This window comes from Sporosarcina sp. (genome assembly GCF_029257255.1).
Classification (GTDB): Bacteria; Bacillota; Bacilli; order Bacillales_A; family Planococcaceae; genus Sporosarcina.
Genome location: NZ_JARICI010000038.1, coordinates 35,552 through 60,455, shown reverse-complemented (window position 1 = coordinate 60,455; position 24,904 = coordinate 35,552). Strand labels below are relative to the sequence as shown.

General features: G+C 42.8%; 23 protein-coding genes. All 23 read left to right on the top strand.

Features of this window, described 5'->3' with window-relative positions; all coding sequences use genetic code 11:
• Positions 1-337: FHIPEP family type III secretion protein (locus Q1J64_RS08670; RefSeq protein ID WP_301108669.1), on the top strand; the 337-nt coding region annotated here is incomplete at its 5' end.
• Positions 337-1,452: a flagellar biosynthesis GTPase FlhF gene (gene flhF, locus Q1J64_RS08665; protein WP_301108668.1), complete on the top strand. Its 1,116-nt coding sequence runs from the start codon at positions 337-339 to the stop codon at positions 1,450-1,452. The genes Q1J64_RS08670 and flhF, both read left to right, overlap by 1 nt.
• Positions 1,445-2,311: a MinD/ParA family protein gene (locus Q1J64_RS08660; protein ID WP_301108667.1), complete on the top strand. Its 867-nt coding sequence runs from the start codon at positions 1,445-1,447 to the stop codon at positions 2,309-2,311. Before flhF ends, Q1J64_RS08660 begins: the two co-directional genes overlap by 8 nt.
• 1 nt (position 2,312) lies before the next feature.
• Positions 2,313-3,443: a protein-glutamate methylesterase/protein-glutamine glutaminase gene (locus tag Q1J64_RS08655; protein WP_301108666.1), complete on the top strand. Its 1,131-nt coding sequence runs from the start codon at positions 2,313-2,315 to the stop codon at positions 3,441-3,443.
• 15 nt (positions 3,444-3,458) lie between these two features.
• The gene (locus Q1J64_RS08650) at positions 3,459-5,528 is read left to right on the top strand and encodes a chemotaxis protein CheA (protein WP_301108665.1); all 2,070 of its coding nucleotides are present in this window, start codon (positions 3,459-3,461) and stop codon (positions 5,526-5,528) included.
• A gap of 17 nt (positions 5,529-5,545) precedes the next feature.
• Positions 5,546-6,013: a chemotaxis protein CheW gene (locus Q1J64_RS08645; protein WP_301108664.1), complete on the top strand. Its 468-nt coding sequence runs from the start codon at positions 5,546-5,548 to the stop codon at positions 6,011-6,013.
• On the top strand, positions 6,003-6,635 hold the full coding sequence (locus Q1J64_RS08640) for a chemotaxis protein CheC (protein WP_301108663.1): 633 nt from the start codon (positions 6,003-6,005) through the stop codon (positions 6,633-6,635). Before Q1J64_RS08645 ends, Q1J64_RS08640 begins: the two co-directional genes overlap by 11 nt.
• Positions 6,636-7,130, top strand: coding sequence for a chemotaxis protein CheD (locus tag Q1J64_RS08635; RefSeq protein WP_301108662.1), 495 nt, complete (start codon positions 6,636-6,638; stop codon positions 7,128-7,130). It begins immediately after the preceding gene.
• A 127-nt stretch (positions 7,131-7,257) separates the two neighbouring features.
• Positions 7,258-8,037 carry a FliA/WhiG family RNA polymerase sigma factor gene (locus tag Q1J64_RS08630; RefSeq protein WP_301108661.1) on the top strand — a complete coding sequence of 260 codons (780 nt, stop codon included), beginning with the start codon at positions 7,258-7,260 and terminating at the stop codon, positions 8,035-8,037.
• Positions 8,034-8,333, top strand: coding sequence for an RNA polymerase subunit sigma (locus tag Q1J64_RS08625; protein ID WP_301108660.1), 300 nt, complete (start codon positions 8,034-8,036; stop codon positions 8,331-8,333). Before Q1J64_RS08630 ends, Q1J64_RS08625 begins: the two co-directional genes overlap by 4 nt.
• A 6-nt stretch (positions 8,334-8,339) precedes the next feature.
• Complete coding sequence (locus tag Q1J64_RS08620) at positions 8,340-8,834, top strand: helix-turn-helix domain-containing protein (protein WP_301108659.1); 495 nt, start codon at positions 8,340-8,342, stop codon at positions 8,832-8,834.
• A 151-nt stretch (positions 8,835-8,985) separates the two neighbouring features.
• Positions 8,986-9,726, top strand: coding sequence for a 30S ribosomal protein S2 (gene rpsB / locus Q1J64_RS08615; RefSeq protein ID WP_301108658.1), 741 nt, complete (start codon positions 8,986-8,988; stop codon positions 9,724-9,726).
• 178 nt (positions 9,727-9,904) lie between these two features.
• Positions 9,905-10,792, top strand: a complete 888-nt coding sequence (tsf, locus tag Q1J64_RS08610; protein ID WP_301108657.1) for a translation elongation factor Ts — start codon at positions 9,905-9,907, stop codon at positions 10,790-10,792.
• Positions 10,793-10,869: 77 nt separating this feature from the next.
• Positions 10,870-11,598 (top strand): UMP kinase, encoded by a 729-nt coding sequence (pyrH, locus tag Q1J64_RS08605; protein WP_301108656.1) that lies wholly within the window; start codon positions 10,870-10,872, stop codon positions 11,596-11,598.
• Positions 11,595-12,152 (top strand): ribosome recycling factor, encoded by a 558-nt coding sequence (gene frr, locus Q1J64_RS08600; RefSeq protein ID WP_301108655.1) that lies wholly within the window; start codon positions 11,595-11,597, stop codon positions 12,150-12,152. The genes pyrH and frr overlap by 4 nt, the downstream gene beginning before the upstream one ends.
• A gap of 132 nt (positions 12,153-12,284) precedes the next feature.
• Complete coding sequence (uppS, locus tag Q1J64_RS08595; RefSeq protein ID WP_301108654.1) at positions 12,285-13,076, top strand: undecaprenyl pyrophosphate synthase; 792 nt, start codon at positions 12,285-12,287, stop codon at positions 13,074-13,076.
• Positions 13,073-13,867, top strand: a complete 795-nt coding sequence (locus Q1J64_RS08590) for a phosphatidate cytidylyltransferase (protein ID WP_301108653.1) — start codon at positions 13,073-13,075, stop codon at positions 13,865-13,867. Before uppS ends, Q1J64_RS08590 begins: the two co-directional genes overlap by 4 nt.
• 18 nt (positions 13,868-13,885) lie before the next feature.
• Entirely contained in the window at positions 13,886-15,031 is a 1,146-nt protein-coding gene (gene dxr / locus Q1J64_RS08585) for a 1-deoxy-D-xylulose-5-phosphate reductoisomerase (protein WP_301108652.1), read from the top strand.
• A gap of 44 nt (positions 15,032-15,075) precedes the next feature.
• Complete coding sequence (gene rseP / locus Q1J64_RS08580; RefSeq protein ID WP_301108651.1) at positions 15,076-16,335, top strand: RIP metalloprotease RseP; 1,260 nt, start codon at positions 15,076-15,078, stop codon at positions 16,333-16,335.
• A gap of 18 nt (positions 16,336-16,353) precedes the next feature.
• Positions 16,354-18,048 carry a proline--tRNA ligase gene (locus Q1J64_RS08575; protein ID WP_301108650.1) on the top strand — a complete coding sequence of 565 codons (1,695 nt, stop codon included), beginning with the start codon at positions 16,354-16,356 and terminating at the stop codon, positions 18,046-18,048.
• A gap of 61 nt (positions 18,049-18,109) precedes the next feature.
• A complete protein-coding gene (locus Q1J64_RS08570; protein ID WP_483315978.1) occupies positions 18,110-22,420 on the top strand; it encodes a PolC-type DNA polymerase III in 4,311 nt (1,436 codons plus the stop codon).
• 382 nt (positions 22,421-22,802) lie between these two features.
• Positions 22,803-23,273: a ribosome maturation factor RimP gene (gene rimP / locus Q1J64_RS08565; RefSeq protein ID WP_301108649.1), complete on the top strand. Its 471-nt coding sequence runs from the start codon at positions 22,803-22,805 to the stop codon at positions 23,271-23,273.
• Positions 23,274-23,702: 429 nt separating this feature from the next.
• Positions 23,703-24,887: a transcription termination factor NusA gene (gene nusA, locus Q1J64_RS08560; protein ID WP_301108648.1), complete on the top strand. Its 1,185-nt coding sequence runs from the start codon at positions 23,703-23,705 to the stop codon at positions 24,885-24,887.
• The last annotated feature ends 17 nt before the right edge of the window (positions 24,888-24,904 follow it).

Sequence of the window (24,904 nt, the reverse complement as noted above, 5' to 3'; positions counted from 1 at the left end):
AATTACCAGCCAGTATGTAGCAGGCAATACAGCGCTGAAAGTATTGACGGTTTCCGGTAAAGTAGAAAAATTGATTGCCGATAGTATCCAGCAGACAGAACAAGGAAACTTCCTGTCAATCGATCCTGCACAGTCCCAGGCAATCTTAGAGCGCATTGCACAAGAAGTCGAGCGGGTGGCCTTGCTTGATCAGGCGCCGGTCATTCTTTGTTCACCGGCCATACGTATGTATTTACGTCAGATTACAGAGCGCTATTTCCCACAAATACCTATCTTGTCTTATAATGAACTCGAAGCATCCGTAGAGGTACAAAGTGTAGGGGTGGTGGATATTTAATGAAAATGAAAAAATATACAGCCTCAACCATGATCGAGGCCATGAAAAAAGTTCGGGAAGACTTTGGTGATGATGCCGTTATTCTTAGTTCAAACGTCGTTAAAACAAAGGGTTTTCTCGGATTATTTCAGAAACGTTCTGTAGAAGTAGTGGCAGGTTTTGACCAAAAAACTGAAAAACCAATTTATGAACCGCCCGCACGTCCAGCTGTTGCGGCTCCGGTCCGTACTAATGCGACGGAATCTTTGCAGGCTGAGATGCAGGAAATGAAGAAAATGATTAAAGGGATGCAGCAGAGTGATCGTACGCTGGAAAAGTACCCAGATGAACTGATTCCGCTTTTAGTGAAGCTGCAAACACAGGGTCTTGCTTATGAATACATAGCAGAAGCGGGCGATGCACTCTATGATCATATGAAAAAAGAAAAGAAAGATTTTACAGAAACAGAACAACTTGAATTATTGAAACAATGGTTTTCCGCCAAACTAAAAGATACATCGTTCGGCGGAATTTCTTATACCAAAAAATATATTAATGTACTCGGTCCTACGGGCGTCGGCAAAACAACGACGATTGCGAAGATTGCTGCACGTGCCTTGCTAGAAGAAAAAAAGAAAATCGGTTTTATTACTACGGACACGTATCGGATTGGTGCAATTGAACAACTACGTACATATGCGAATTTATTGCAGGCTCCTGTGGAAATTGCTTATAACGCAGCCGATTTTGCAGCAGCAATCGAAAAACTGCAGGATCGTGACTTGATTTTTATCGATACAGCAGGTCGAAACTATAAAGAAACTAAATTCGTGGAAGATTTACAGAAGCTTGTTGACTTTTCATTGGATATGGAAACATTTTTGGTCTTGTCAACTACGTCTAAAGAGCAGGATATGGATATTATCATAGAACGTTTTGAAAAATTTCCGATTGAGAAATTTATTTTCACGAAAACAGATGAAACCAGCTCAGTTGGCTCGATGATCAACTTAATGCTTAAATACTCGATAGGTATGGCTTATTATACAGACGGCCAAGAAGTTCCTGAAGATATAACTGAAGCAGATTTTGATAAACTGTTCTCCCTTTTGTTAGCGGGTGATCAGCATGCATGATCAGGCAGAAGCACTACGTTTGAAAATGCTAAAAGCAAAAGGGAAAACGGCCAGATCTGTTGCGATCATCAGTGGAAAAGGTGGAGTCGGAAAGTCCAATTTCACAGCGAATTTTTCTTATTCACTTGCCACAAAAGGTAAAAAAGTATTGATTGTTGATATGGATATTGGCATGGGTAATATTCATATCCTATTCGGTGCAACTCCCAATTATAGTTTGAAAGACTATTTGACGGGTTCAAGAGCACTTTATGACGTCATAACACCTTTAGAAGACAGCTTGGCATTTATCGCGGGTGGTTCGGGATTAGAGACGGTAATGGAATGGTCTGAATCGATGTTTGACCGTTTGATTGAAGGCTTTACGATTTTGCAGTCTGATTACGATGTCATTTTATTCGATATGGGAGCAGGCGCAACGCAAAGCTCGCTTGACTTAATCATGGCAGTCGATGAAATTATTCTGATCGCCACTCCAGAGCCAACGTCTATTACCGATGCTTATTCGATGATGAAGTTTATTTGCATGCAAGATTCAGAGCGAACCTTTCATATTGTTGGAAACCGAATACTGAAAGAAGAAGACGGGCGAGATGCCATTGCCAGATTGCAGCTCGCGATGCGTAAGTTTTTATCAGCAGAAACCAATCTATTAGGATTTTTGCCGGACGATTTAAATGTACGAAATGCAGTTGTGGCGCAAACACCTTTTGTAAAGCTTTATCCAAATGCGTATATCACGAAACGCATGACATCAATAACGGATTCATTTTTAATTGGTCATCAGCCCAGCACTTCTATTGAGACGTCAGGATTCCTTGGTAAGTTAAAGAGTATATTTCGGAGAGGGCGTGTCTGAAATGATAGTCGGCAAGAAAAAAAGAGTTCTCGTCGTGGATGATTCAGCTTTTATGCGCAAGCTGATTTCGGATATGCTGAATAAACATCCGATGATGGAAGTCATTGGTATTGCAAGGAACGGACAGGATGCTGTAGAGAAAGTCCGTCATTTGTTGCCTGATGTTGTGACTATGGATATTGAGATGCCTGTAATGAATGGACTCCAGGCACTAAAAGAAATGATGAACCATCATCCTGTTCCTGTCGTCATTCTTTCAAGTACGACCAAACATAATACAGAAAATGCAGTTCTCGCTATTGAATTTGGCGCAGTAGATGTAATTGCTAAGCCGGGCGGAGCGATCTCCTTAAATCTTCATGAAATAGAAAAAGAGATTGTAGAGAAGGTATTCGCTGCATCAAATGTGAGTATACAGTCACTCACGAGAATGATTACACCATCTAGAATTCGTTATGTTCCGCCGGTTGAAAAGAAAGAAGTACCAGAGAAAATACTGCCTGTCACAGAAAAGCCTGTAACTTTAACAAGTTTTTCTAAAAATAAAGCCCAAATACCTAAGAGGTTTGTTATAATAGGTACATCAACAGGGGGGCCTCGAGCCTTACAGGAAGTAATCACCCGCCTGCCAGCAGATTTTCCTTCACCTATTTTAATCGTTCAGCATATGCCGCCGGGTTTCACGAGATCGCTAGCAGAACGTTTAAACGGGCTCAGTGAGATTACAGTTAAAGAAGCTGAACACGGTGAGTTGCTGTCAAACGGCACTGCGTATGTCGCTCCGGGAGGACTGCATCTAAAGTTTGAAAAAGCAGCAGCCGGTTATCAGATTGTACTGGACGGTAATGAAGTACCGCGTTCCGGACACCGTCCTGCTGTGAATGTCTTACTGGAATCAGCTGCAAAACATCCTGAATTAGACTATGTCACGGTTATTATGACAGGGATGGGCTATGACGGAAAAGAAGGAATGGAATTACTGCGTGCAACATGCAAAACTATTACGATTGCGGAATCCAAAAATACTTCAGTTGTGTACGGAATGCCGAAAGCCATAATAGATGCCGGCTTAAGCGATGAGGTCAGAGATGTTCAGCAAATTGCTGATGCAATAATGGGAAATTTGAAGTGATTAGGGGGCTTTACAATGGATACAAGTCAATATTTGGATATGTTCATCGAAGAAAGTAAAGAACACTTGCAAGCGTGTAATGAACATTTGCTTGCATTAGAAAATAATCCTGATGATTTGGCAATCGTCAATGAGATTTTCAGAGCAGCCCATACACTAAAAGGTATGTCCGCTACTATGGGATATGAAGATATTGCGGATTTAACACATAAGATGGAAAACGTCCTGGACGCAATCCGTAATTCGAAAATCAGTGTTACTACAGAAATTTTGGACGTTGTATTTGAAGCATCCGATGATTTGGAATTAATGGTGCTGAATATTGAAGCAGGTGGAGATGGAAAAAAAGACGTTAGCCACCTTGTCAGTATGCTGAATAAAATTGAAGCAGGCGAGCCGTTAGACTTAGTAGAAACAGCAGCTGCCACTGAAGAAGCACCGACAGAAGTCGTATCTTCATCCGGTATATACTATGATGAATTTGAGCTGACTGTCATTTCCCAATCATCCGATCAGGGTTACAATGCATACGAAATTACTGTGGAGCTGCGCGAGGACTGTTTATTAAAAGTGGCCCGCGTATTTATGACATTTGAAATTCTTGAAAAGTCCGGTGAAGTGATCAAAACAGTACCGACAGTAGAAAAGCTGGAAAATGAAGAATTCGATCAGAAATTCACAATTGTTTTGTTGACACATGAAGATGCAGATGAACTGAAAGCGAAAGTCATGAAAGTTTCCGAAATTGAAGACGTAAAAATCACACATATTACTGATGAGTATGTGCAGAAATATAAGCAGACAGAATTTGAGAAGCAAGAAGAACAGCCACAGAAAGTAGAGAAGAAAGCAAATACTTCTTCAGTGAAAGCAACAGAGGAAAAAGCTGCGCCTAAGGAAGTTTCGCAGTCCAAAAAGTCAGGCCAGTCTTCTTCCAATAAAACAATTCGCGTAAATATCGACCGCCTTGATATCCTGATGAACTTGTTTGAAGAACTGGTAATTGACCGCGGACGTCTTCAATCAATTGCGAGTGAGCTTCATAATCCGGAACTCAATGAATCGGTGGAACGTATGACGCGTGTTTCGGGCGATCTTCAAAATATTATCCTGAATATGCGGATGGTTCCAGTTGAAACCGTCTTTAACCGCTTTCCCAAAATGGTCCGCCAGCTTGCGCGTGATCTAAATAAGAAGATCAACCTGGAAATTATCGGAGCTGAAACAGAATTAGACCGGACCGTTATTGATGAAATTGGCGATCCACTTGTTCACTTGATACGAAATGCTCTCGATCACGGTGTGGAAAGCCCAGAAGAGCGTATTGCGGCCGGCAAACCTGAAGAAGGTACCGTGACATTGCGTGCGTATCACTCAGGAAACCACGTCTTCATCGAACTGGAAGATGACGGAGCTGGTGTTAACCGAGAGCGTGTACTGAATAAAGCGATTGAGCGAGGAATTGTCAGTGAAGATTTGGCATCTACTTTGTCTGATAAGCAAGTGGCTGAACTTATCTTGGCATCGGGTTTCTCAACCGCTGCTGCCATAACAGACGTATCAGGACGAGGAGTCGGGCTCGATGTCGTGAAAAACACGATTGAATCTCTCGGCGGACATATTTCCATTGATTCTAAAGAAGGTAAAGGTTCGTTATTCCAAGTTCAACTACCGCTGACTCTATCCATTATTTCCGTTATGCTGGTAGAATTAGATCAGGAAATCTATGCGATTCCTTTATCCTCTATTATCGAAACAGCAATTATTCAAAAATCGGATATTCTGAATGCGCATAATCAGCCGGTAATCGATTTCCGCGGTACCATCGTGCCATTAGTGGATCTCAAAGAAATCTTTGAAATGCGTGATAGTCATGCAGAGGAAGAAGATTTCCAATCGATCGTCATTGTACGAAAAGGTGAAAGTTTAGCAGGATTAGTAGTAGATTCATTCATTGGCCAGCAGGAAATTGTTTTAAAATCACTTGGGAACTATTTGCAGAGTGTCTTTGCTATATCAGGCGCTACGATTCTTGGTAACGGCCAAGTGGCATTGATTGTCGACTGCAACGCACTGATTAAATAATTGAGGTGACAAAAAGTATGACAAAAGCTGTAGAAGTAAGTGATATGAAGGTTATTGTCTTTCAATTGATGAATAAAGAATATGCGATCGGGCTGGATGTAGTAGAATCCATCGAGAAATCACTCTCCATCACACGCGTACCGAGAATGCCTTCTTATGTAAAAGGTGTGTTGAATCTGCGTGGAGTTGTAACGCCAGTTGTCGATTTGCGTGAGCGCTTTGATATGGAATATAAGGAATTTGATGAATCAAGTTGTATCATTATCGTCTCTTATGCCGACTCAGAAGTGGGCTTGATCGTCGATGACGCGAATGATGTCATGGATGTTCCGACAAGTGCTATTGGACCTCAGCCGGAAGTAGTTGGATCTGTTGAGTCAGAATTCATTTCTGGTGTAGCCAAAGTAGATAAGCGTTTGCTCGTTATGCTGAATCTGGAAAAAGTGCTGCAGCCTATCAAAAAGGTGAATACGGATGAACTCTGAAAATGAAATAACCGAGATGCACCTGGATGTACTGAAGGAGATCGGCAACATAGGAGCTGCACACGCGGCTACTTCGTTGTCTCAGCTGCTGGGACATAAAATTGATATGAGAGTTCCGAATGTGGAGCTGGTCTCATTCGACGAAATGTTTGAGCTGGCAGGCGGTACAGAAAAGATTGTAGCAGGTATTTTTCTACGTATTGAAGGCGATTTGACGGGTAGCATGTTTTTTGTGCTGACAATAGAATCGGCTACTGACTTTATTCGCAAACTGATGAATGAACCAGAATTTACATTTACAGGAGTAGAAGATTTAGGGTTAGGCGCTTCTGCATTGCAAGAGTTAGGCAATATCCTTTCGGGATCTTATTTATCCGCGTTATCTGACTTTACATCGCTGAAAATCTATCCGACTGTTCCGTCTTTAAGCGTAGATATGGTCGGAGCGATTGTGAGTTTTGGGTTAATTGAAGTTTCTCAGTACAGCGATGAAGTCATCGTAATTGAAACGGAAATTCTGCAAGAAGGGGAACAAGGTGTTTCGAGTTTAGCAGGTCATTTCTTCTTATTACCGGACCCGCCCTCATACCGCACGGTTTTCAGTTCTTTAGGTGTACTTTAAATGCTGAATACTAAAACCGTCGTAAGAGTAGGGATTGCGGATATGAATATCGCCAAGACTCCTCAGACGATTCGAACATCCGGACTCGGATCCTGTGTCGGTGTAGTGCTGTACGATGCGTCGAAAAAGATCGCAGGCATGGTGCATGTCATGTTGCCGGACAGCCAATTAGGAAAGTCATCTACATTAAATGCCGCTAAATTCGCGGATACAGGTATTTATGCCATGATGGAAATGCTGAAATTACAAGGAGTGCGTCCATTCAGCATTAAAGCAAAAATAGCCGGTGGCGCACAGATGTTCCAATTTGGCTCCAATGATACGATTCGTATCGGTCCGAGGAATGTAGAGGCGGTCAAAGCAGAGTTGAAAAGGCTCTCCATACCAATCGTTGCTGAAGATACGGGAGGCTCAAGCGGAAGAACAATTGAATTCGACCCTGAGACAAGCATTCTTCATGTGCGCACAGTCAACGCAGGCACACAGGAGATGTAACCAGATTTCTAAGCGATAAAACCAGGCGGCTATTTGATTAGTCGCCTTTTTTTATGGAGATTTGTTATACTGTTAGATAAGAAGTGAGAGCAGGCAGACGGAATCTGACAGGAAAGGCGTGAATTCGATGGCAAAGCAAGATACAGCTGAACGGCATCAGTGGAAGTTGTGGCTCGAAGACCGTGATCCTGATGCAGGTGACACGCTAGTCCAACTTTATACACCATTAGTGAATTATCATGTACAGAGAATCAGTGCGGGACTGCCGAAAAATGTCTCACGGGACGAAATTAAATCACTTGGTTATCAAGGATTATTCGATGCCTTGACAAAATTCGATCCCGATCGCGACTTGAAATTTGATACGTATGCATCTTTTCGTATTCGCGGAACCATAATAGATGGCTTGCGAAAAGAGGATTGGCTTTCACGTTCCTCTAGAGAAAAGACGAAAAAAATGGATGAAGAAATTAGTAAACTTGAGCAGTCTTATTTGCGAACGGTGACACCTGAAGAAGTGGCTGATCATCTGGGAATCACCACAGATGAGGTTTACCAGACAGTTCATGAACAATATTTCGCAAACGTATTGTCGATTGATGAGAAAATGAATGATGACGATGAGCAAAATGATCAGACCTTTGTATTGCGTGACGAACAGACCAAGACACCGGAGCAGCTGGCACTCAAAGACGAGCTGATTAGTGATCTAATGAAGAAAATTAAAGAACTTAATGAAAACGAGCAGCTGGTACTAAGTTTGTTTTATCAAGAAGATATGACATTAACCGAAATTGGTGAAATTTTAAGTCTGTCCACTTCCAGAATATCGCAAATTCATTCGAAAGCTTTGTTTAAACTGCGCACCTTACTGGCGGGTGAAATTACGGATGGAGGGATTTTATGAGCTTGAAAAGTATTGAACTGCAAATAGCGATACCTAAAACATTTGAGGCCGGAAAAATCGCCGAGCAAAAGCAACAGCAATCTCAAATAGCCCAGCAGCATGCAAATACTTCAACTGAAAAGCAGGCGCTCAAAAATCAAGAGACCGTCGTTGAATCCGATCCATATGCTAAATTAAATCCTGACGATCGACAGCCGGATGAGCAAAGTGAACAGCAAAAGAGAGAAAAACAGGAAGAAGAAGCACGACGAGTGAAGCATCCTTTTAAAGGCTCGTTTGTTGACTTTAGTGGGTGATCAAACATGGGAATCATCGTAGCAATTTTATTCATTTTACAAATCATCAGTTTCATGATTATTACCTTACTGTTTTTAAAAGTCTCCAAATTTAATAACTTGGAAAAGAAACAGCAAAAGCTGATGGATGAGATGGATCAGTCCGTAATGGCATATCTGGCAGAAATCAAAGAAGAAAATGATCGCTTAATTGAGCAGTTAAACAACACAGCAGATGTACCTCCGTTTGCTGAGGTAGAGATTCCATTTCAGCCGCAGGTGCAGCAAAAAACGGTTACTGAAACCGAAAAAGTACAACAGAAACCTCATCCTGTGCCCGTTCAATTTGCTCTTCGTTCCTATCAGCAGACCGCGGCTGCGACAGATCAACGAGAAACAGAGCCGTTGGACGACCGGGCGAAAGCGAAATTGATGCATGAGGAAGGTAAATCGGTAGAAGAAATTGCGAAAAAGCTCGGAAAAGGCCAGACAGAAATTGAATTGCTGTTAAAATTCAGCTGAAACAAAAGTCGGTGGTTGCAAACGGCCCATATATATGTTATTTTAGTAGATGGTATTACTACACACGCGTGCGGACGAAAGAGTTGGTGCCGTTTCGGTCACTCTTTTGCAGGAAGTACGCGGAGGACAAAAACCAATAGGAGGAATTATCATGTCAGTAATCTCAATGAAGCAATTGCTAGAAGCAGGTGTTCATTTCGGACACCAAACACGCCGCTGGAACCCTAAAATGAAGAAATTTATTTTTGTGGAGCGTAACGGCATTTACATCATCGATCTACAAAAAACAGTAAAAAAATTAGAGGAAGCTTACAACTTCATGCGCCAAGTCGGTGCTGACGGTGGTAAAGTCCTTTTCGTAGGTACGAAGAAACAAGCACAAGAAGCAATCAAAGAAGAAGCAGAACGTGCTGGAATGTACTACATCAACCAACGCTGGTTGGGCGGTACATTGACAAACTTTGGTACTATTCAAAAGCGTGTAGCTCGTATGAAACAAATTGAGAAAATGGAAGAGGACGGAACATTTGATGTTCTTCCTAAGAAAGAAGTTTCTCAATTGAACAAAGAGCATGAGCGTCTTGTTAAATTCTTAGGCGGTATCCGTGATATGAAAGGATTGCCAGATGTAATTTTCATCGTAGATCCTCGTAAAGAGCGTATCGCTGTTGCTGAAGCAATCAAATTGAATATTCCACTCGTTGGAATCGTAGATACTAACTGTGATCCGGACGAAATCGACTATGTCATCCCGGCGAACGACGATGCAATCCGCGCAGTACGTTTACTTACAAGTAAAATGGCAGATGCATTGATTGAATCCCGTCAAGGTGAAGACGATGAAGTGGCTGCTGAAACAGCGAACGAAACTGAAACTGTAGCTGCAGACTGAAATGAGTAAACGAAGAGACGATAAGCGGCGTACCCCTTATCGTCTTTTTTTAAAGTAATCAATATATGATGAGTTAAGTTTCTAGCATGGGCAGCAAATCAACGTGCCTAAGGCAGATGCAAATTACTTTTCTCAACTTATATATAACAGATGAATGATAATAGGAGGAATTTTTAAAATGGCAACAATCACAGCTCAAATGGTAAAAGAACTTCGTGAAAAAACAGGCGCAGGTATGATGGACTGCAAAAAAGCACTAACTCAAGTAGACGGCGACATGAATGCAGCAATCGATTTCATGCGTGAAAAAGGTCTTTCAAGTGCAGCGAAAAAAGCAGATCGTATTGCAGCTGAAGGTGTTGCAAACATCTTAGTTCAAGGTAACGAAGCAGTAATCCTTGAAGTGAATGCTGAAACAGACTTCGTTGCAAAAAACGAAGGATTCCAAACGCTTGTTCAAGAACTTTCAGAGTTCTTGCTTGCAAACAAACCAGCTACTGTTGAAGAAGCAAATGAAGCTAAAATGGATAACGGCTTGACTGTATCTCAGCACATTTCAAATGCTGTAGCGAAAATTGGGGAGAAAATCACTCTTCGCCGTTTTGAAATCCGTCAAAAGACAGATCAGGATGTATTCGGTCCTTACTTGCACATGGGCGGACGAATTGCAGTATTGACAGTTCTAGAAGGATCAAATGATTCTGAAGCAGCGAAAGATGTAGCAATGCATATCGCAGCTATGAACCCGAAATACATTTCACGCGACGAAGTATCTACTGATGAAGTAGAGTCAGAGCGTAAAGTGTTGACTGAGCAAGCATTGAATGAAGGCAAGCCAGAGAACATTGTAGCGAAAATGGTAGAAGGCCGTCTTGGAAAGTACTTCGAGGAAATCTGTGTACTTGACCAAGCTTTCGTTAAAAACTCTGACCAAAAAGTCCGCGATTTCGTTAAATCAACTGGCGGAACTTTAGTTGAGTTCATTCGTTATGAAGTGGGCGAAGGAATCGAGAAGCGTGAAGACAACTTTGCTGACGAAGTAATGAGCCAAGTTAAAGGAAACTAAGTAAACCAATCATACAGAGGGGCACATCCATTATGTGTTCCTCTTTTTTGAGAATAGGAAATTGCAGGAGGGTCTACATGAGTAATCCAAAGTATAAGCGGATCGTGTTGAAATTAAGTGGAGAAGCATTAGCTGGAGATCAAGGGTATGGATTGTCTCCGGAAGTAGTAAAATCAGTTGCAAATCAAGTAAAAGAAGTAGTAGAACTCGGTGTGGAAGTAGCCGTAGTAGTAGGCGGAGGCAATATCTGGAGAGGAAAAGTCGGAAGTGAAATGGGTATGGATCGCACAACAGCGGACTATATGGGCATGCTTGCGACGGTTATGAACTCTCTTGCACTGCAGGATGCTCTTGAAAAGCTTGGGCCTGAAACTCGCGTAATGAGCTCCATTGATATGAGACAAGTGGCAGAACCTTACATACGCCGAAAAGCAATCCGCCATTTGGAGAAGAACCGCGTGGTTATTTTTGCCGCAGGCACAGGGAATCCTTATTTCTCTACTGATACGACGGCTGCATTACGTGCAGCTGAAATTGAGGCTGATGTCATTTTAATGGCGAAAAATAATGTCGACGGTGTGTACTCTGCAGATCCAATGAAAGATGCAAGCGCGGTAAAATATTTTGAACTATCATACTTGGAAGTAATCAGTCAAGGTCTTGAAGTAATGGATTCCACTGCGTCCACGCTATGTATGGACAATGATATCCCGCTCGTTGTATTCTCAATTATGGAGAATGGTAATATTAAAAAAGCCGTGCTCGGTGAAGAAATCGGTACGGTGGTCAGGAGGAATAAACAATGACAAAAGAAACGATGAATCAAACAACTGAACGCATGGACAAAGCTTTAAGTGCCTATTCGAGACAATTGGCATCAATTCGTGCTGGAAGAGCTAACGCGAGTATATTAGACAGAATTTCTGTAATGTACTACGGTGCACCCACTCCATTAAATCAAATGGCTGGTATTTCAGTACCGGAACCACGTCTTCTAGTGGTACAGCCTTATGATAAAACAACTATCGTGGAAATTGAAAAAGCAATCATGAAGTCAGACATCGGCATCACACCATCAAATGACGGATCCGTTATTCGTTTAGCTGTGCCTGCTTTGACAGAAGAACGCCGTAAAGAATTAGTAAAAGAAGTGAAACGCGAAGCAGAAGATGCGAAAGTAGCAGTCCGTAACGTACGTCGCGACAGCAATGACGAACTCAAGAAGAGTGAAAAAGACGGAGACATTACGGAAGATGAACTGCGCCGATACAATGATGAAGTTCAAAAGTTGACAGATAACTTTATCGAAAAAGTAGACCAGATGGCAAAAGACAAAGAAAACGAAATTTTAGAAATCTGAGTATAGAACTTTCTATCAGGAGGAGCGTCCTACTTTTAGGACGCTTTTTTCTGTCTTTTGCATGCTATTTACTATGCAATTTGGTAGGATAGGCTATAGGAGTATCCGAAATGAGCCAAGTGGGGGAACGCTATGCTTAGAAAACTGTTTCGAAAAAAAACACCAGATATTCAGTTTATAGATGACCGAATAGAATCTGTTAAGAGAAAACCAATTCCAAATCATGTAGCAATTATTATGGATGGGAATGGAAGATGGGCTAAACAGCGGAAAATGCCGCGTATAGCAGGTCATCATGAAGGAATGAAGAAGGTCCGTCAAATTACCAATTTCGCAAATGCACTCGGTGTAAAAGCTCTGACACTCTATGCTTTTTCTACAGAAAATTGGAAACGACCGAAACTGGAAATTGATTTTTTGATGAATCTGCCAGGCGAATTCCTTAATACATATTTACCAGAGCTGATGGAAAGAGATATTAAAGTAGAGATGATCGGAAATATAGAGGCTCTTCCTGCACATACTAGAAGTGCCATCATAAAAGCGATTGAAACAACGAAGAATAACAAGGGCCTTGTTTTGAACTTCGCAATGAATTACGGCAGTCGCGTGGAATTGGTCCATGTGATGAAAGAAATTGTACAAGAAGTGGAAGACGGCACGATTCAAAAAGAGGATATAGATGAGAACGTCATTAACTCGAGATTAATGACCGCTCACTTGCCGGAGCCAGATTTGCTCATTCGTACAAGTGGAGAAGTTCGGCTGTCGAACTTTATGCTGTGGCAGCTCGCGTATGCAGAATTCATTTTTACGAACGTACTATGGCCTGATTTCAATGAAGAGTGTTTTTTGGCGTCAATTGAAGACTTCCAGCATCGTGATCGCAGATTTGGAAGTTTGGAAGGGGATCAGAAAGGATGAAGCAAAGAATCATCACAGCCATCGTTGCCCTCGCATTTTTTATCCCGATGATTTGGATTGGCGGTCTGCCTTTCATCATGACGATCTTTGCGATTTCTACGATTGGTTTATATGAATTACTTCGTATGCGAAAGATGTCAATTTTTTCAGTGGGCGGTTTTATATCCTGGCTATTGTTACTGGTCATCTTGCTGCCATCTAAATGGACTGAACAAGTAGAAAGCACGTTACATTTACAAAAACTCGAAATGATTTATGTTCTCATTCTATTGTTGCTGGTTTATACCGTACTGGTGAAGAACCGTTCTACTTTTGAAGATGTGGCATTTACTGCGATGAGCGCATTATACGTTGGCATTGGATTTTATTATTTAATAGAAACGCGTCTTTTTGGGTTAGAATATATAGGCTATGCGCTGCTAATCATCTGGTCAACAGATTCAGGTGCTTATTTCGTAGGCCGCAAAATAGGCAAGCGGAAACTGTGGCCGGAAATTTCTCCAAATAAAACAATTGAAGGATTTGTTGGCGGAATTCTCTGCGCTGTTATTATCTCACTGATTTACAATATGTTTTATCCGATTGCAAATTCCTACATAACCTTTATTCTCATCACCGTCGTCGCATCGATTGTCGGACAGATGGGTGATTTGGTGGAGTCTGCATTGAAGCGCTATTATGATGTGAAAGATTCAGGCACACTTTTGCCTGGACACGGCGGAATTATGGATCGATTTGATAGCCTGCTTTTCGTTTTGCCGTTACTTCATTTTTTGCAGTTTGTAGGATAACGGAAGGGAAGTTTACGTATGAAGAAAATTAATTTGCTAGGTGCTACCGGTTCAATCGGCACGCAGACGCTGGATATCATTGAGTCGAATCCTGAACTCTTTACATTAACTGCGATGTCTGCAGGTAAGAATATTAGAAGAGTCAGTGAAATCATAGCACAGTTTAATCCTCAACTGGTATCAGTAATGGAGCAGGCGGACGCTGTACGGTTACAGGCTGAATTTCCGAATGTGAAAATTGTTCATGGTGATGAAGGACTGATTGAAGCGGCTGTTGGAATCGAAGCAGATGTCCTGCTAAACTCTGTGATTGGAAGCGTAGGTCTGAAGCCGACACTTGCAGCAATTGCTGCGGGTATGACGATCGCCATTGCAAATAAAGAAACATTAGTTGCTGCAGGAGACTTGGTAGTGCAGGCTGCCAAACGCTATCAGGTGCCTCTTGTGCCGGTTGACAGCGAACACTCCGCTTTATTTCAGGCCCTGAACGGTGAGAATGAAAAGCGCATTACTCAGTTAATTATTACCGCTTCAGGTGGCAGTTTCCGTGACTATACGCGTGATCAACTGCAAAACGTGACGGTAGAGCAAGCGTTAGCGCATCCGAACTGGTCGATGGGCAATAAATTGACGATTGATTCAGCGACGATGATGAATAAAGGTCTGGAAGTCATTGAAGCACACCATCTGTTTGCTATGCCGTACGATCAAATTGAATGTCTGCTTCATAAAGAAAGTATCATTCATTCGATGGTGGAGTTTGAAGATACGAGTGTCATGGCGCAGCTCGGTTCTCCAGATATGCGGGTGCCGATTCAATACGCACTAACGTATCCTGACCGTATTCCAATGGCAAATGCCAAACGTCTGCGTCTCGATGAAATCGGCAAACTTCATTTTGAAAAAATGGATTTTGAGAGATTTAGAGCCCTGTCCTTTGCATATGATGCAGGTAGGGAAGGAGGCACTCTGCCGACGGCAATGAATGCGGCGAATGAAGTGGCGGTTCAATTGTTTATGGAAGGGCGTATTCCTTTCATGCAGATCGAGGATATTATTGAGCAAATGATGGATCAGCACAATACGATCAAAAAACCGGATTTGGAAGAAATTTTGGAGACAGATCGCATTACGCGTGAAAAAGTGTATGGTATAGTAAAGTAATGAGATGAATCTAAGGCGTTACAGCCTGTGAAGGTGGTTACTGAATGGAAACCGTTATTGCGTTTATAGTAATATTCGGGACACTCGTGGCGTTTCATGAATTCGGGCATTTCTTGTTTGCAAAAAAAGCGGGCATCATGGTGCGTGAATTCGCGATAGGTATGGGACCTAAAATATTAGCAATTCGTAAAGGCGAAACACAATATACTATTCGTCTACTTCCGTTAGGCGGATATGTTCGAATGGCAGGAGAAGATTTTGATACGGTCGATTTACAGCCGGGTTATCGAGTGGGCCTGCTGCTGAATGCACAAAATGAAATCGAAAAAATTCACTTAAACCGAAATGTCGCCAATCCAAATATTTTGAATTTGGAAGTGGAAAACTCGGATTTGGACAAAGAGTTGTTTATAGAAGGCTATGATGAAGATGGACAGTTTGTTCGTCTGAACATTGCTAGAACGGCAACGATTATTGAAAAAGGACAGGAAACACTGATTGCGCCTTACGACCGTCAGTTTGAATCGAAGTCTCTCGGCAAACGTGCGATGACAATTTTTGCAGGACCGCTTTTTAATTTCATTTTAGCGTTCTTTATCTTCTTGGCATTGGGCTTAATGAATGGCGTGCCGACGAATGAACCCATTATTACAGAAGTGAAACCAGATACACCGGCAGAAGTTTCAGGTATGCAAAACAATGACCTAGTAACAAGTGTAGACGGAAAAGAAATTAAGACATGGACACAGTTTTCTCAAGCGATTCAAGATAGTCCAGGTGTACCAATGGCAGTAGAAGTAGATCGCGGCGGAAAAGCGGTATCCTTAAGTGTCGTACCGGATACGGTTAAAGATGCCGGAAAAGAATTTGGTCAGATCGGTGTATTGTATTCCAGTCCACTTGAAAAAGGTATAGTGAAATCATTTGTCTTCGGTGCAGAACAGACGTACACGTGGACAGTGAAAATTTTCGAATTACTGGGACAGTTAATAACAGGTCAGTTTACAATTGACGCTTTGTCAGGACCGGTTGGTATTTATAAGGCGACAGAAGAAGTAGCTCAATACGGAATCTTTAATCTAATGAATTGGGGTGCCGTGCTAAGTATTAACTTGGGTATTATGAATTTACTTCCGCTGCCTGCGCTAGATGGAGGAAGATTATTATTCTTCCTGTTCGAAGGCTTACGTGGAAAACCAATTGACAAACAAAAAGAAGGTATGGTGCACTTCGTGGGAATCATGCTGCTGATGGTCTTGATGCTAGTTGTGACATGGAATGACATTCAACGATTTTTCTTCTAAAAAGGGTGGAAGCATATCATGAAACAATCCAAAACATTTATACCAACAATGCGGGAAACTCCTGCTGACGCTGATATCCGCTCACACCAACTGTTGTTGCGTGCGGGATATATCCGTCAGAATGCGAGCGGTGTCTTTACGTATTTGACGCTGGCGCAGAGGGTGTTTCGTAAAATGGAAAACATCATACGTCAAGAAATGGAAGCAATCGAAGGCATCGAAATTTCTATGCCTGCTTTGCAGCGGGCGGATATTTGGCAGGAAAGTGACCGTTGGAATTCTTATGGTAAAGAGTTGTTTCGAGTTCAAGATCGTCAAGGTAAAGAATTCACACTCAGTCCAAGCGATGAAGAGCTGATGATTTCTCTGCTTCGAGACGAGGTAAGATCGTATAAAAAACTACCTTTGACTTTGTTTCAAATTCAAACGAAGTTTCGCGATGAAGACAAGCCGCGTTTCGGTTTGCTTCGTAGCCGTGAGTTTATTATGAAAGATGCTTATTCGTTTCATGCGACACAGGATAGCCTGGATGAAAAATATCTTGAAGTGATGCAGGCATATACAAACATTCTGACGCGTCTAAATGTTCATTATCGAATGGTCATTTCAGGCAGTGGTGCGGGTACGCATGAATTTATTGCACTCGCTGCAATCGGAGAAGATAAGATTGCTTACAGTGACAGCTCTTCTTATGCGGCAAATATCGATTTAGCTGAAGTCAATATTGATTATGAGCAGACGGATGAGAAACCAAGAGATACAGCGAAGGTAGCAACGCCAAGCGCTCGGACGATAGAGGATGTATCTTCATTTCTATCCGTTGATCCGAAAAAAATTATTAAATCACTAGTTTATACAATAGACGGCGATCATGTATTAGTGGTTTGCCGCGGCGATCATCGAATTAATGATCATAAATTACAATTAGCTCTGCATGCTGACGAAGTTGCCTTGGCAAGTGAATCAGAGATCGAAGAATTACTTAACTGTCATGCCGGTTCTGTGGGCCCTGTTAAACTGCCGATTGGCGTGAAAGTTTATGCTGATCACGCGATAGGATCCATTGTTAACGGTGTGGCGGGAGCCAATGAAGATGAACATCACTTGATCAATGTCAATCCGGAGCGTGACTTCGCAATCGATGACTATCTTGACGTCCGCTATATTCAAGAAGGAGAGCCTTCGCCTGACGGAATGGGTTCGATCAAGTTTGCAGAAGGCATTGCCATTGGTCATATTTGCAAGCTGGGAACAGTCTACAGCGAACAAATGAAAGGAAACTTCCTCAATGAACACGGCAGGTCAGAGCATTTCATTATGGGCAGCTACGGACTCGGCATATCGCGTCTGATTGCTGCAATCGCAGAACAGTACAATGATGAGAATGGATTGAAATGGCCGAAGCATTTAGCCCCTTTTGATATTCATTTAGTGGCTGTAAATGTCAAAGATGAAATTCAAAAGCAATTGGCTGATGAGTTATATTCAGTCTTGGAATCGTATCGCTATGACGTGCTGTATGATGACCGGGATGAACGAGCGGGTGTGAAATTCGCAGATTCTGACTTGATCGGACTGCCGGTTCGGATTACAATTGGTAAGAGAGCTGATGAAGGAATTGTCGAAGTAACATTTCGTCACAGCGGCGAGTCAATAGACTGGCAAAAAGAAGAAGTAATTGAAAAGCTACAATCGTTCTTTACTGCAGAATAAACAGAGAAGGGGAGTCCGTCATCGGAACTTCCCTTCTTTTCGCGATAGATTGGAGGAATTTATAGTGGATGCCACCCAAAAGTTTTTAACCTTGCTGCAGCAAACCGGCCTGACAGATGATCAGCTAATGCCGTTTTTTGAGAATGCTGAATTAAGCCGGGTAACTGTTCATACAAAATCAAGAGTTTGGAAATTCAATGTGACGCTGGAACATGTATTGCCTGTCAATGTATTTCAGCTCATGCAACAGCGTGTCCATGAAACATTTGCTGCCATAGCCAATGTGCACCTTCAAATAGAAAGCCGTAATACATCGTATGATGAAGAACAGATTATTTCCTATTGGCCGCTTGTCATCGAAGGATTAGCTGATATTTCCCCACCGCTTCGTCAGTGTCTGAATGAGCAGAAGCCCGTCCTGCAAGGAGAGAGGCTGCAGATTATCTGTTCAAGTGATCTGGAATACCAGACCCTGAAAAATAAATATACAGAACCATTGGCTGCGCTATACCGTCAATTCGGTTTTCCTTCCTTACTGATCAATGTAAACATTGAAGAAAATACCCGTGCGCAGGAAGAAATGCAACAATTCCTTTCACAGAAACAGCAAGAAGAAGATGTGCTTTCCAAGAAAGCCTTTGAACAGTTGCAACAGCGTGAATCGATGAAGAGTGAGCAGGGTGATTCTGATAAACCAATGATCCTAGGCACACCCATTAAAGCAGGAGAAGCCATCGTGCCGATCCATGAAATTCAAGACGAAGAACGTCGTTTGATTATTGAAGGCTTTGTTTTTGATGCGGAAGTACGTGAACTTCGAAGCGGCCGTTCATTGTTGACGTTGAAAGTGACAGATTATACCGATTCAATTTTGGTGAAAATGTTCTCGCGTGACAATGAAGATGCAGAGATTATGAAGTCGTTCAAAAAGGGGATGTGGGTACGGGCCCGTGGAAGTATCCAGAATGACACATTCGTCAGAGATTTAATTATGATGGCGCAGGATTTGGCTGTCATCCCTTCCATTGAACGTAAAGATAAAGCGCCGGAAGGACAAAAACGTGTGGAACTGCATGCCCATACGTTGATGAGTCAGATGGATGCAGTGGTTTCAGCAGAGGCACTCGTTGCACAGGCTGCAAAATGGGGTCATCCAGCGATTGCCATTACCGACCATGCCAATGTCCAGTCGTTTCCTGAAGCATATAATGCAGGGAAGAAGCACGGCATTAAAGTGCTGTTCGGTTTAGAAGCGAATTTGGTGGATGACGGAGTACCGATTGTTTACGAAGAACAGCATAGATTTCTCGATACCGATACGTATGTAGTGTTTGACGTGGAAACTACCGGCTTGTCAGCTGTCTATGACACGATTATTGAACTTGCGGCGGTACGTGTGCGCGACGGAGAGATTATCGACCGCTTTGAGCGCTTTGCCAATCCGCATCACCCGCTGTCGTCCATCACGACCGACTTAACTGGTATTACGGATGATATGGTGAAAGATGCGCCTGAAGTGTCGGAAGTAATGGTTGATTTCATTGAGTTCATTGGCGATGCAGTACTGATTGCGCATAACGCTTCATTCGATATGGGCTTTTTCTATGCCTCGTGCAAGCGTGCGAAGATCGAAACAGCTGCCTATCCTGTAATCGATACACTCGAGCTATCCCGTTTTCTCTATCCTGAGCTGCGGAACCACCGTTTAAATACGCTGGCGAAGAAGTTTGATATTGAACTGACACAGCATCACCGGGCGATTTATGATACCGAAGCGACAGCTTATTTATTTTTACGGCTGCTGGCGGATGCACAGGAAAAAGGAATTGAATGGCTAGATGATCTCAATAAAAATATCGGTGAAGGCGACGCATATAAACGATCCCGTCCTTCTCACTGTACGCTGTTGGCGACGGATAATGAAGGACTGAAAAATCTGTTCAAACTGGTCTCTATTTCCCATATGGATTTCTTCTATCGTGTACCGCGGATTCCGCGTTCGTTGCTTGTGAAATACCGCAAAGGTCTTTTAGTTGGATCAGGCTGCGATAAAGGAGAAGTTTTTGAAGGCTTAATGCAGAAACCGATGGAAGAAGTAGAGGAAATAGCGAGCTTCTATGATTACCTGGAAATCCATCCGAAACCTGTTTACGCCCATTTACTCGAATTGGATTTAATCCGGGATGAATGGAATCTTGAAGACATTATGCGGAAAATGCTGAAACTCGGCAAGAAAACCGGTTTGCCGGTCTGTGCAACAGGCAACGTTCATTACTTGGATGAAATAGATGCCACGTACCGTAAAGTTCTGGTTCGCTCGCAAGGCGGCGCCAATCCGATGAACCGGCATTCGCTGCCAGCAGTTCACTTCCGTACGACTGATGAAATGCTTGAGGAATTCGCATTTTTAGGTGAAGCGGCTGCAAAGGAAATCGTTATAGAGAATCCATTAAAAATTGTAGAACGTGTCGGTGATGTCAAACCGATCAAGGATGACTTGTATACACCGACCATTGAAGGTGCCGATGAAGAGGTCAGAGAACTGACGTATACGATGGCTCATCAAATATATGGGGATACACTGCCTGAGATTATTGAAGCGCGGATTGAGAAAGAGCTGACCTCCATTATTGACAATGGGTTTGCGGTTATTTATTTGATTTCACATAAACTCGTTAAGAAATCGCTCGATGATGGCTATTTGGTCGGTTCGCGGGGATCTGTCGGTTCATCATTTGTTGCGACGATGATGGAAATTACAGAAGTGAATCCGATGCCGCCTCACTACGTTTGCCCGACCTGCAAAAAATATGAATTCTTCGATGATGGTTCGGTCGGCTCAGGCTATGACTTACCGGATAAAGAATGTACGAATTGCGATATCATGTTCAAAAAAGACGGACAGGATATTCCGTTCGAAACATTCCTTGGATTTGCCGGTGATAAAGTACCGGATATTGACTTGAACTTCAGTGGAGAATACCAGGCGCATGCGCATAACTATACGAAAGAGCTGTTCGGGGAAGATTATGTATATCGGGCAGGTACAATCGGTACAGTAGCAGAAAAAACAGCATACGGTTATGTTCGCGGCTATATGAACGACAATGATCTGCAGATGCGTGGCGCTGAAATTGACCGTCTTGTGCAAGGGTGTACAGGAGTAAAACGAAACACTGGTCAGCACCCGGGCGGTATTATCGTTGTCCCGGATACGATGGATATTTTCGATTTCACACCAGTTCAGTTTCCGGCTGATGATATAGAATCGAGCTGGAAGACCACGCATTTCGACTTTCACTCCATTGACAATAACTTGCTGAAACTCGATATTCTCGGTCATGATGATCCAACGATGATTAAGATGCTTGAAGATTTATCGGGAATTGATGCGAAAACAATTGCACCGGATGATCCGGGTGTCATGGCACTCTTCAGCGGAACCACGTCACTCGGTGTCACGCAGGAGCAGATTGACTGTAAAACAGGGACGCTTGGAGTTCCTGAGTTCGGTACGCGTTTTGTGCGTCAGATGCTTGAGGAAACAAAACCATCAACATTCTCTGAATTAATTCAGATTTCAGGACTGTCTCACGGTACAGATGTCTGGCTTGGTAATGCACAGGAATTGATCCAGAATAAAACGTGTCAGCTGTCAGAAGTAATCGGCTGTCGTGATGATATTATGGTGTATTTAATTTATCAGGGGCTTGAACCTTCCTTGGCGTTTAAGATTATGGAGTCTGTCCGTAAAGGGAAAGGCCTGACACCAGAATTCGAAGCAGAAATGAAGGCCAATAAAGTGCCGGGCTGGTATATCAGTTCTTGTAAGAAGATAAAATATATGTTCCCTAAAGCGCACGCCGCAGCCTATGTATTGATGGCTCTAAGGATTGCATATTTCAAAGTGCACCACCCGATTATGTATTACGCAACGTACTTTACCGTGCGGGCAACAGATTTTGATTTGGTAACAATGTCCAAAGGCTCTGCATCGATTCGTGCGAAAATTAAAGAGATAAATGATAAGGGACTTGATGCTCCACCGAAAGAAAAGAACTTGCTGACGGTACTCGAGATTGCACTGGAAATGGTGGAGCGCGGCTTTACGTTTGCCAAACCTGATCTGTATAAATCCGATGCCACCCAGTTTCTTATAGACGGCAATCAGTTGATACCGCCGTTTAACTCTGTTCCTTCGTTGGGTACAAACGTAGCCAAGACCATAGTAGAAGCGCGAAAAGACGGAGAATTTTTATCAAAAGAAGACTTCCAGAAGCGTGGCCGTGTTTCGAAGACAATTGTAGAATACCTGGATACACTTGGCTGCTTAGAAGGTATGCCGGAAGCCAATCAACTATCCTTGTTCTAAAGGGTGTAAAGGGCTCCATCATTTGCATTGTAAATGGCGTTGTGATACGATTAAAACAACTTTTGCTATACGTCTTGCGGAAAAGAGTGGGGCTTCCCGCTCTTTTCTGTTGTTTATCTGGATTCAGCAGAAGCCTGCATCTTCGTTTAGATAGCAGGATGAATGCAATTGGTAACTTGTTTAGTGGGTTTCAAACTCCGGCTGAATCCAGATAAGCCTCCGGCGGATGTCATGGATTTTGAGTGGAGTTACTAATGAGGAACGTATACAACAACGCATTCTGCGGTAACGTCTGCATGACCTGTATCGAGCAGGCCTCATTTCAAAATTCAGACGCAATCACGCCAAGGCGTGATTGATTTTAATTTCGGGAGGGATATATGTGAGTAAAATAACAGAGGAAGTCGAGCAGTTTGCTGGTCCGATTGTGGAAGAATTAGGTCTTGAACTGGTAGATGTCGAGTTCGTAAAAGAAGGCCGGGACTGGTTCTTGCGTGTTTATATCGATACACCTGAAGGGAGTATCGACATAGACCAATGTGCTGCAGTCAGTGAGAAGCTAAGCGAGGAATTGGACCGTACTGATCCAATTCCACAAAACTACTTTCTTGAAGTGTCTTCTCCCGGAGCGGAAAGACCATTGAAAAAAGATGAAGATTTTGAAAAAGCTGTAGGTCAGTACGTATTCATTAAAACATATGAGCCAATTGATGGCCTGAAAGAATTCGAGGGCTACCTACTCGGCTACGGACCTGAAATTGCGAAAGTTGAAATACGAATCAAGACTCGAAAAGTACTAGTAGAAATTGACAAAACAAAAATCGCCCTAGCACGGCTTGCTATTGATTTTTAATTCAAAAGCGGAAGATGCCGTTTAGCTCCGACAGGCGTTGGAGGGCTTTCCATAAAGGCGCTCTCTGCCTTTCTGGAAAGATCGAAACGACCCGAGGAGCTGGCATCTGCAGCTAGATGAAACAAAAGCGGAAAGCGCCGTTTAGCCTCGACAGGCGTTGGAGGGCTTATCGACAAAGGTGCGTTTTTTGCACCTTTTCGAAAAGACCGAAACGACCCGAGAGGCTGGCGCTTGCAGCTAGATGATTCAAAAGCGGAAGCGGCTGTTTAGAGGCGGCAGGCATAAGGCGAAGATGCGAAGCGGCGCACTATGCCGCACAGCAGCTTTGACTTATGACCCGAGCCTCTAGCCGCTGCAGCTAGATGATTCAAAAGCGAAATACGCATTCTTAATTGGGCATGAACATAATTGAATATAGGAGTGATGAACATGAGTAGTGATCTACTCGAAGCACTGACAGCTCTTGAACAACAAAAAGGTATTTCAAGAGATGTATTAGTGGATGCGATTGAAGCGGCCCTAGTGACTGCCTATAAAAGAAACTTTAACCAGGCACAAAACGTGCGCGTGGATTTGAACATAGATAAAGGCACGATGAAGGTCTATTCACGTAAAGATGTTGTAGAAGAAGTAGAAGACGAGCGTTTGCAGATTTCATTGGAAGATGCAGAAGTCATCAATCCTGTATATGAAATTGGTGATATTGTCGAAGAAGAAGTCACACCGCGTGATTTCGGCCGTATCGCAGCACAGACAGCGAAGCAGGTTGTCACGCAGCGTGTACGTGAAGCTGAGCGCGGCTTGATTTATGAAGAATACATCGACCGTGAAGAAGATATTGTGAATGGTATCGTTGAGCGAATGGATGCGAAAAACCTGTTTGTTGGTTTGGGCAAGGTGGAAGCTGTATTACCTTCAAGTGAACAGATCCAGACAGAGTCATATGGTCCGCATGACCGCATTAAAGTTTACATTACAAAAGTCGAAAGAACTGCAAGAGGACCTCAAGTATTTGTTTCCAGAACACATCCGGGCTTGCTGCGCCGCTTATTTGAACTTGAAGTTCCAGAGATTTATGATGGAACAGTAGAGATCAAATCGATTGCACGCGAAGCAGGAGACCGCTCGAAGATTTCTGTCTTTACGACGAATGGAGAAGTCGATCCAGTTGGTTCTTGCGTGGGAACTAGAGGAGCGCGGGTACAGTCGATTTCCAATGAACTAAACGGCGAGAAAGTAGATATCGTTGAATGGTCTGAAGATCCGGTCGTATTTGTAGCGAATGCACTAAGTCCTTCGAAAGTACTGGATGTACAAGTAAACGAAGAAGAACGTTCCACTACTGTAGTCGTACCTGATTATCAGCTTTCATTAGCAATTGGTAAGAGAGGTCAGAATGCCAGACTGGCTGCTAAATTGACAGGCTGGAAAATTGATATCAAGAGCGAGACTGATGCCAGAGAAATGGGTATTTTCCCGCGTGCTGAAGAAGAATTGGTTGTTGAAGAATCTGAGGCAGACGAATATTTAGAAGCTTATGAGTATGAAGAAGAAGTGCCTGCAGAACAAGCAGAAGACTTTGATTTATACGCAGATACAGACGAAAAAGATTGATTGGAAAGGATGGCATG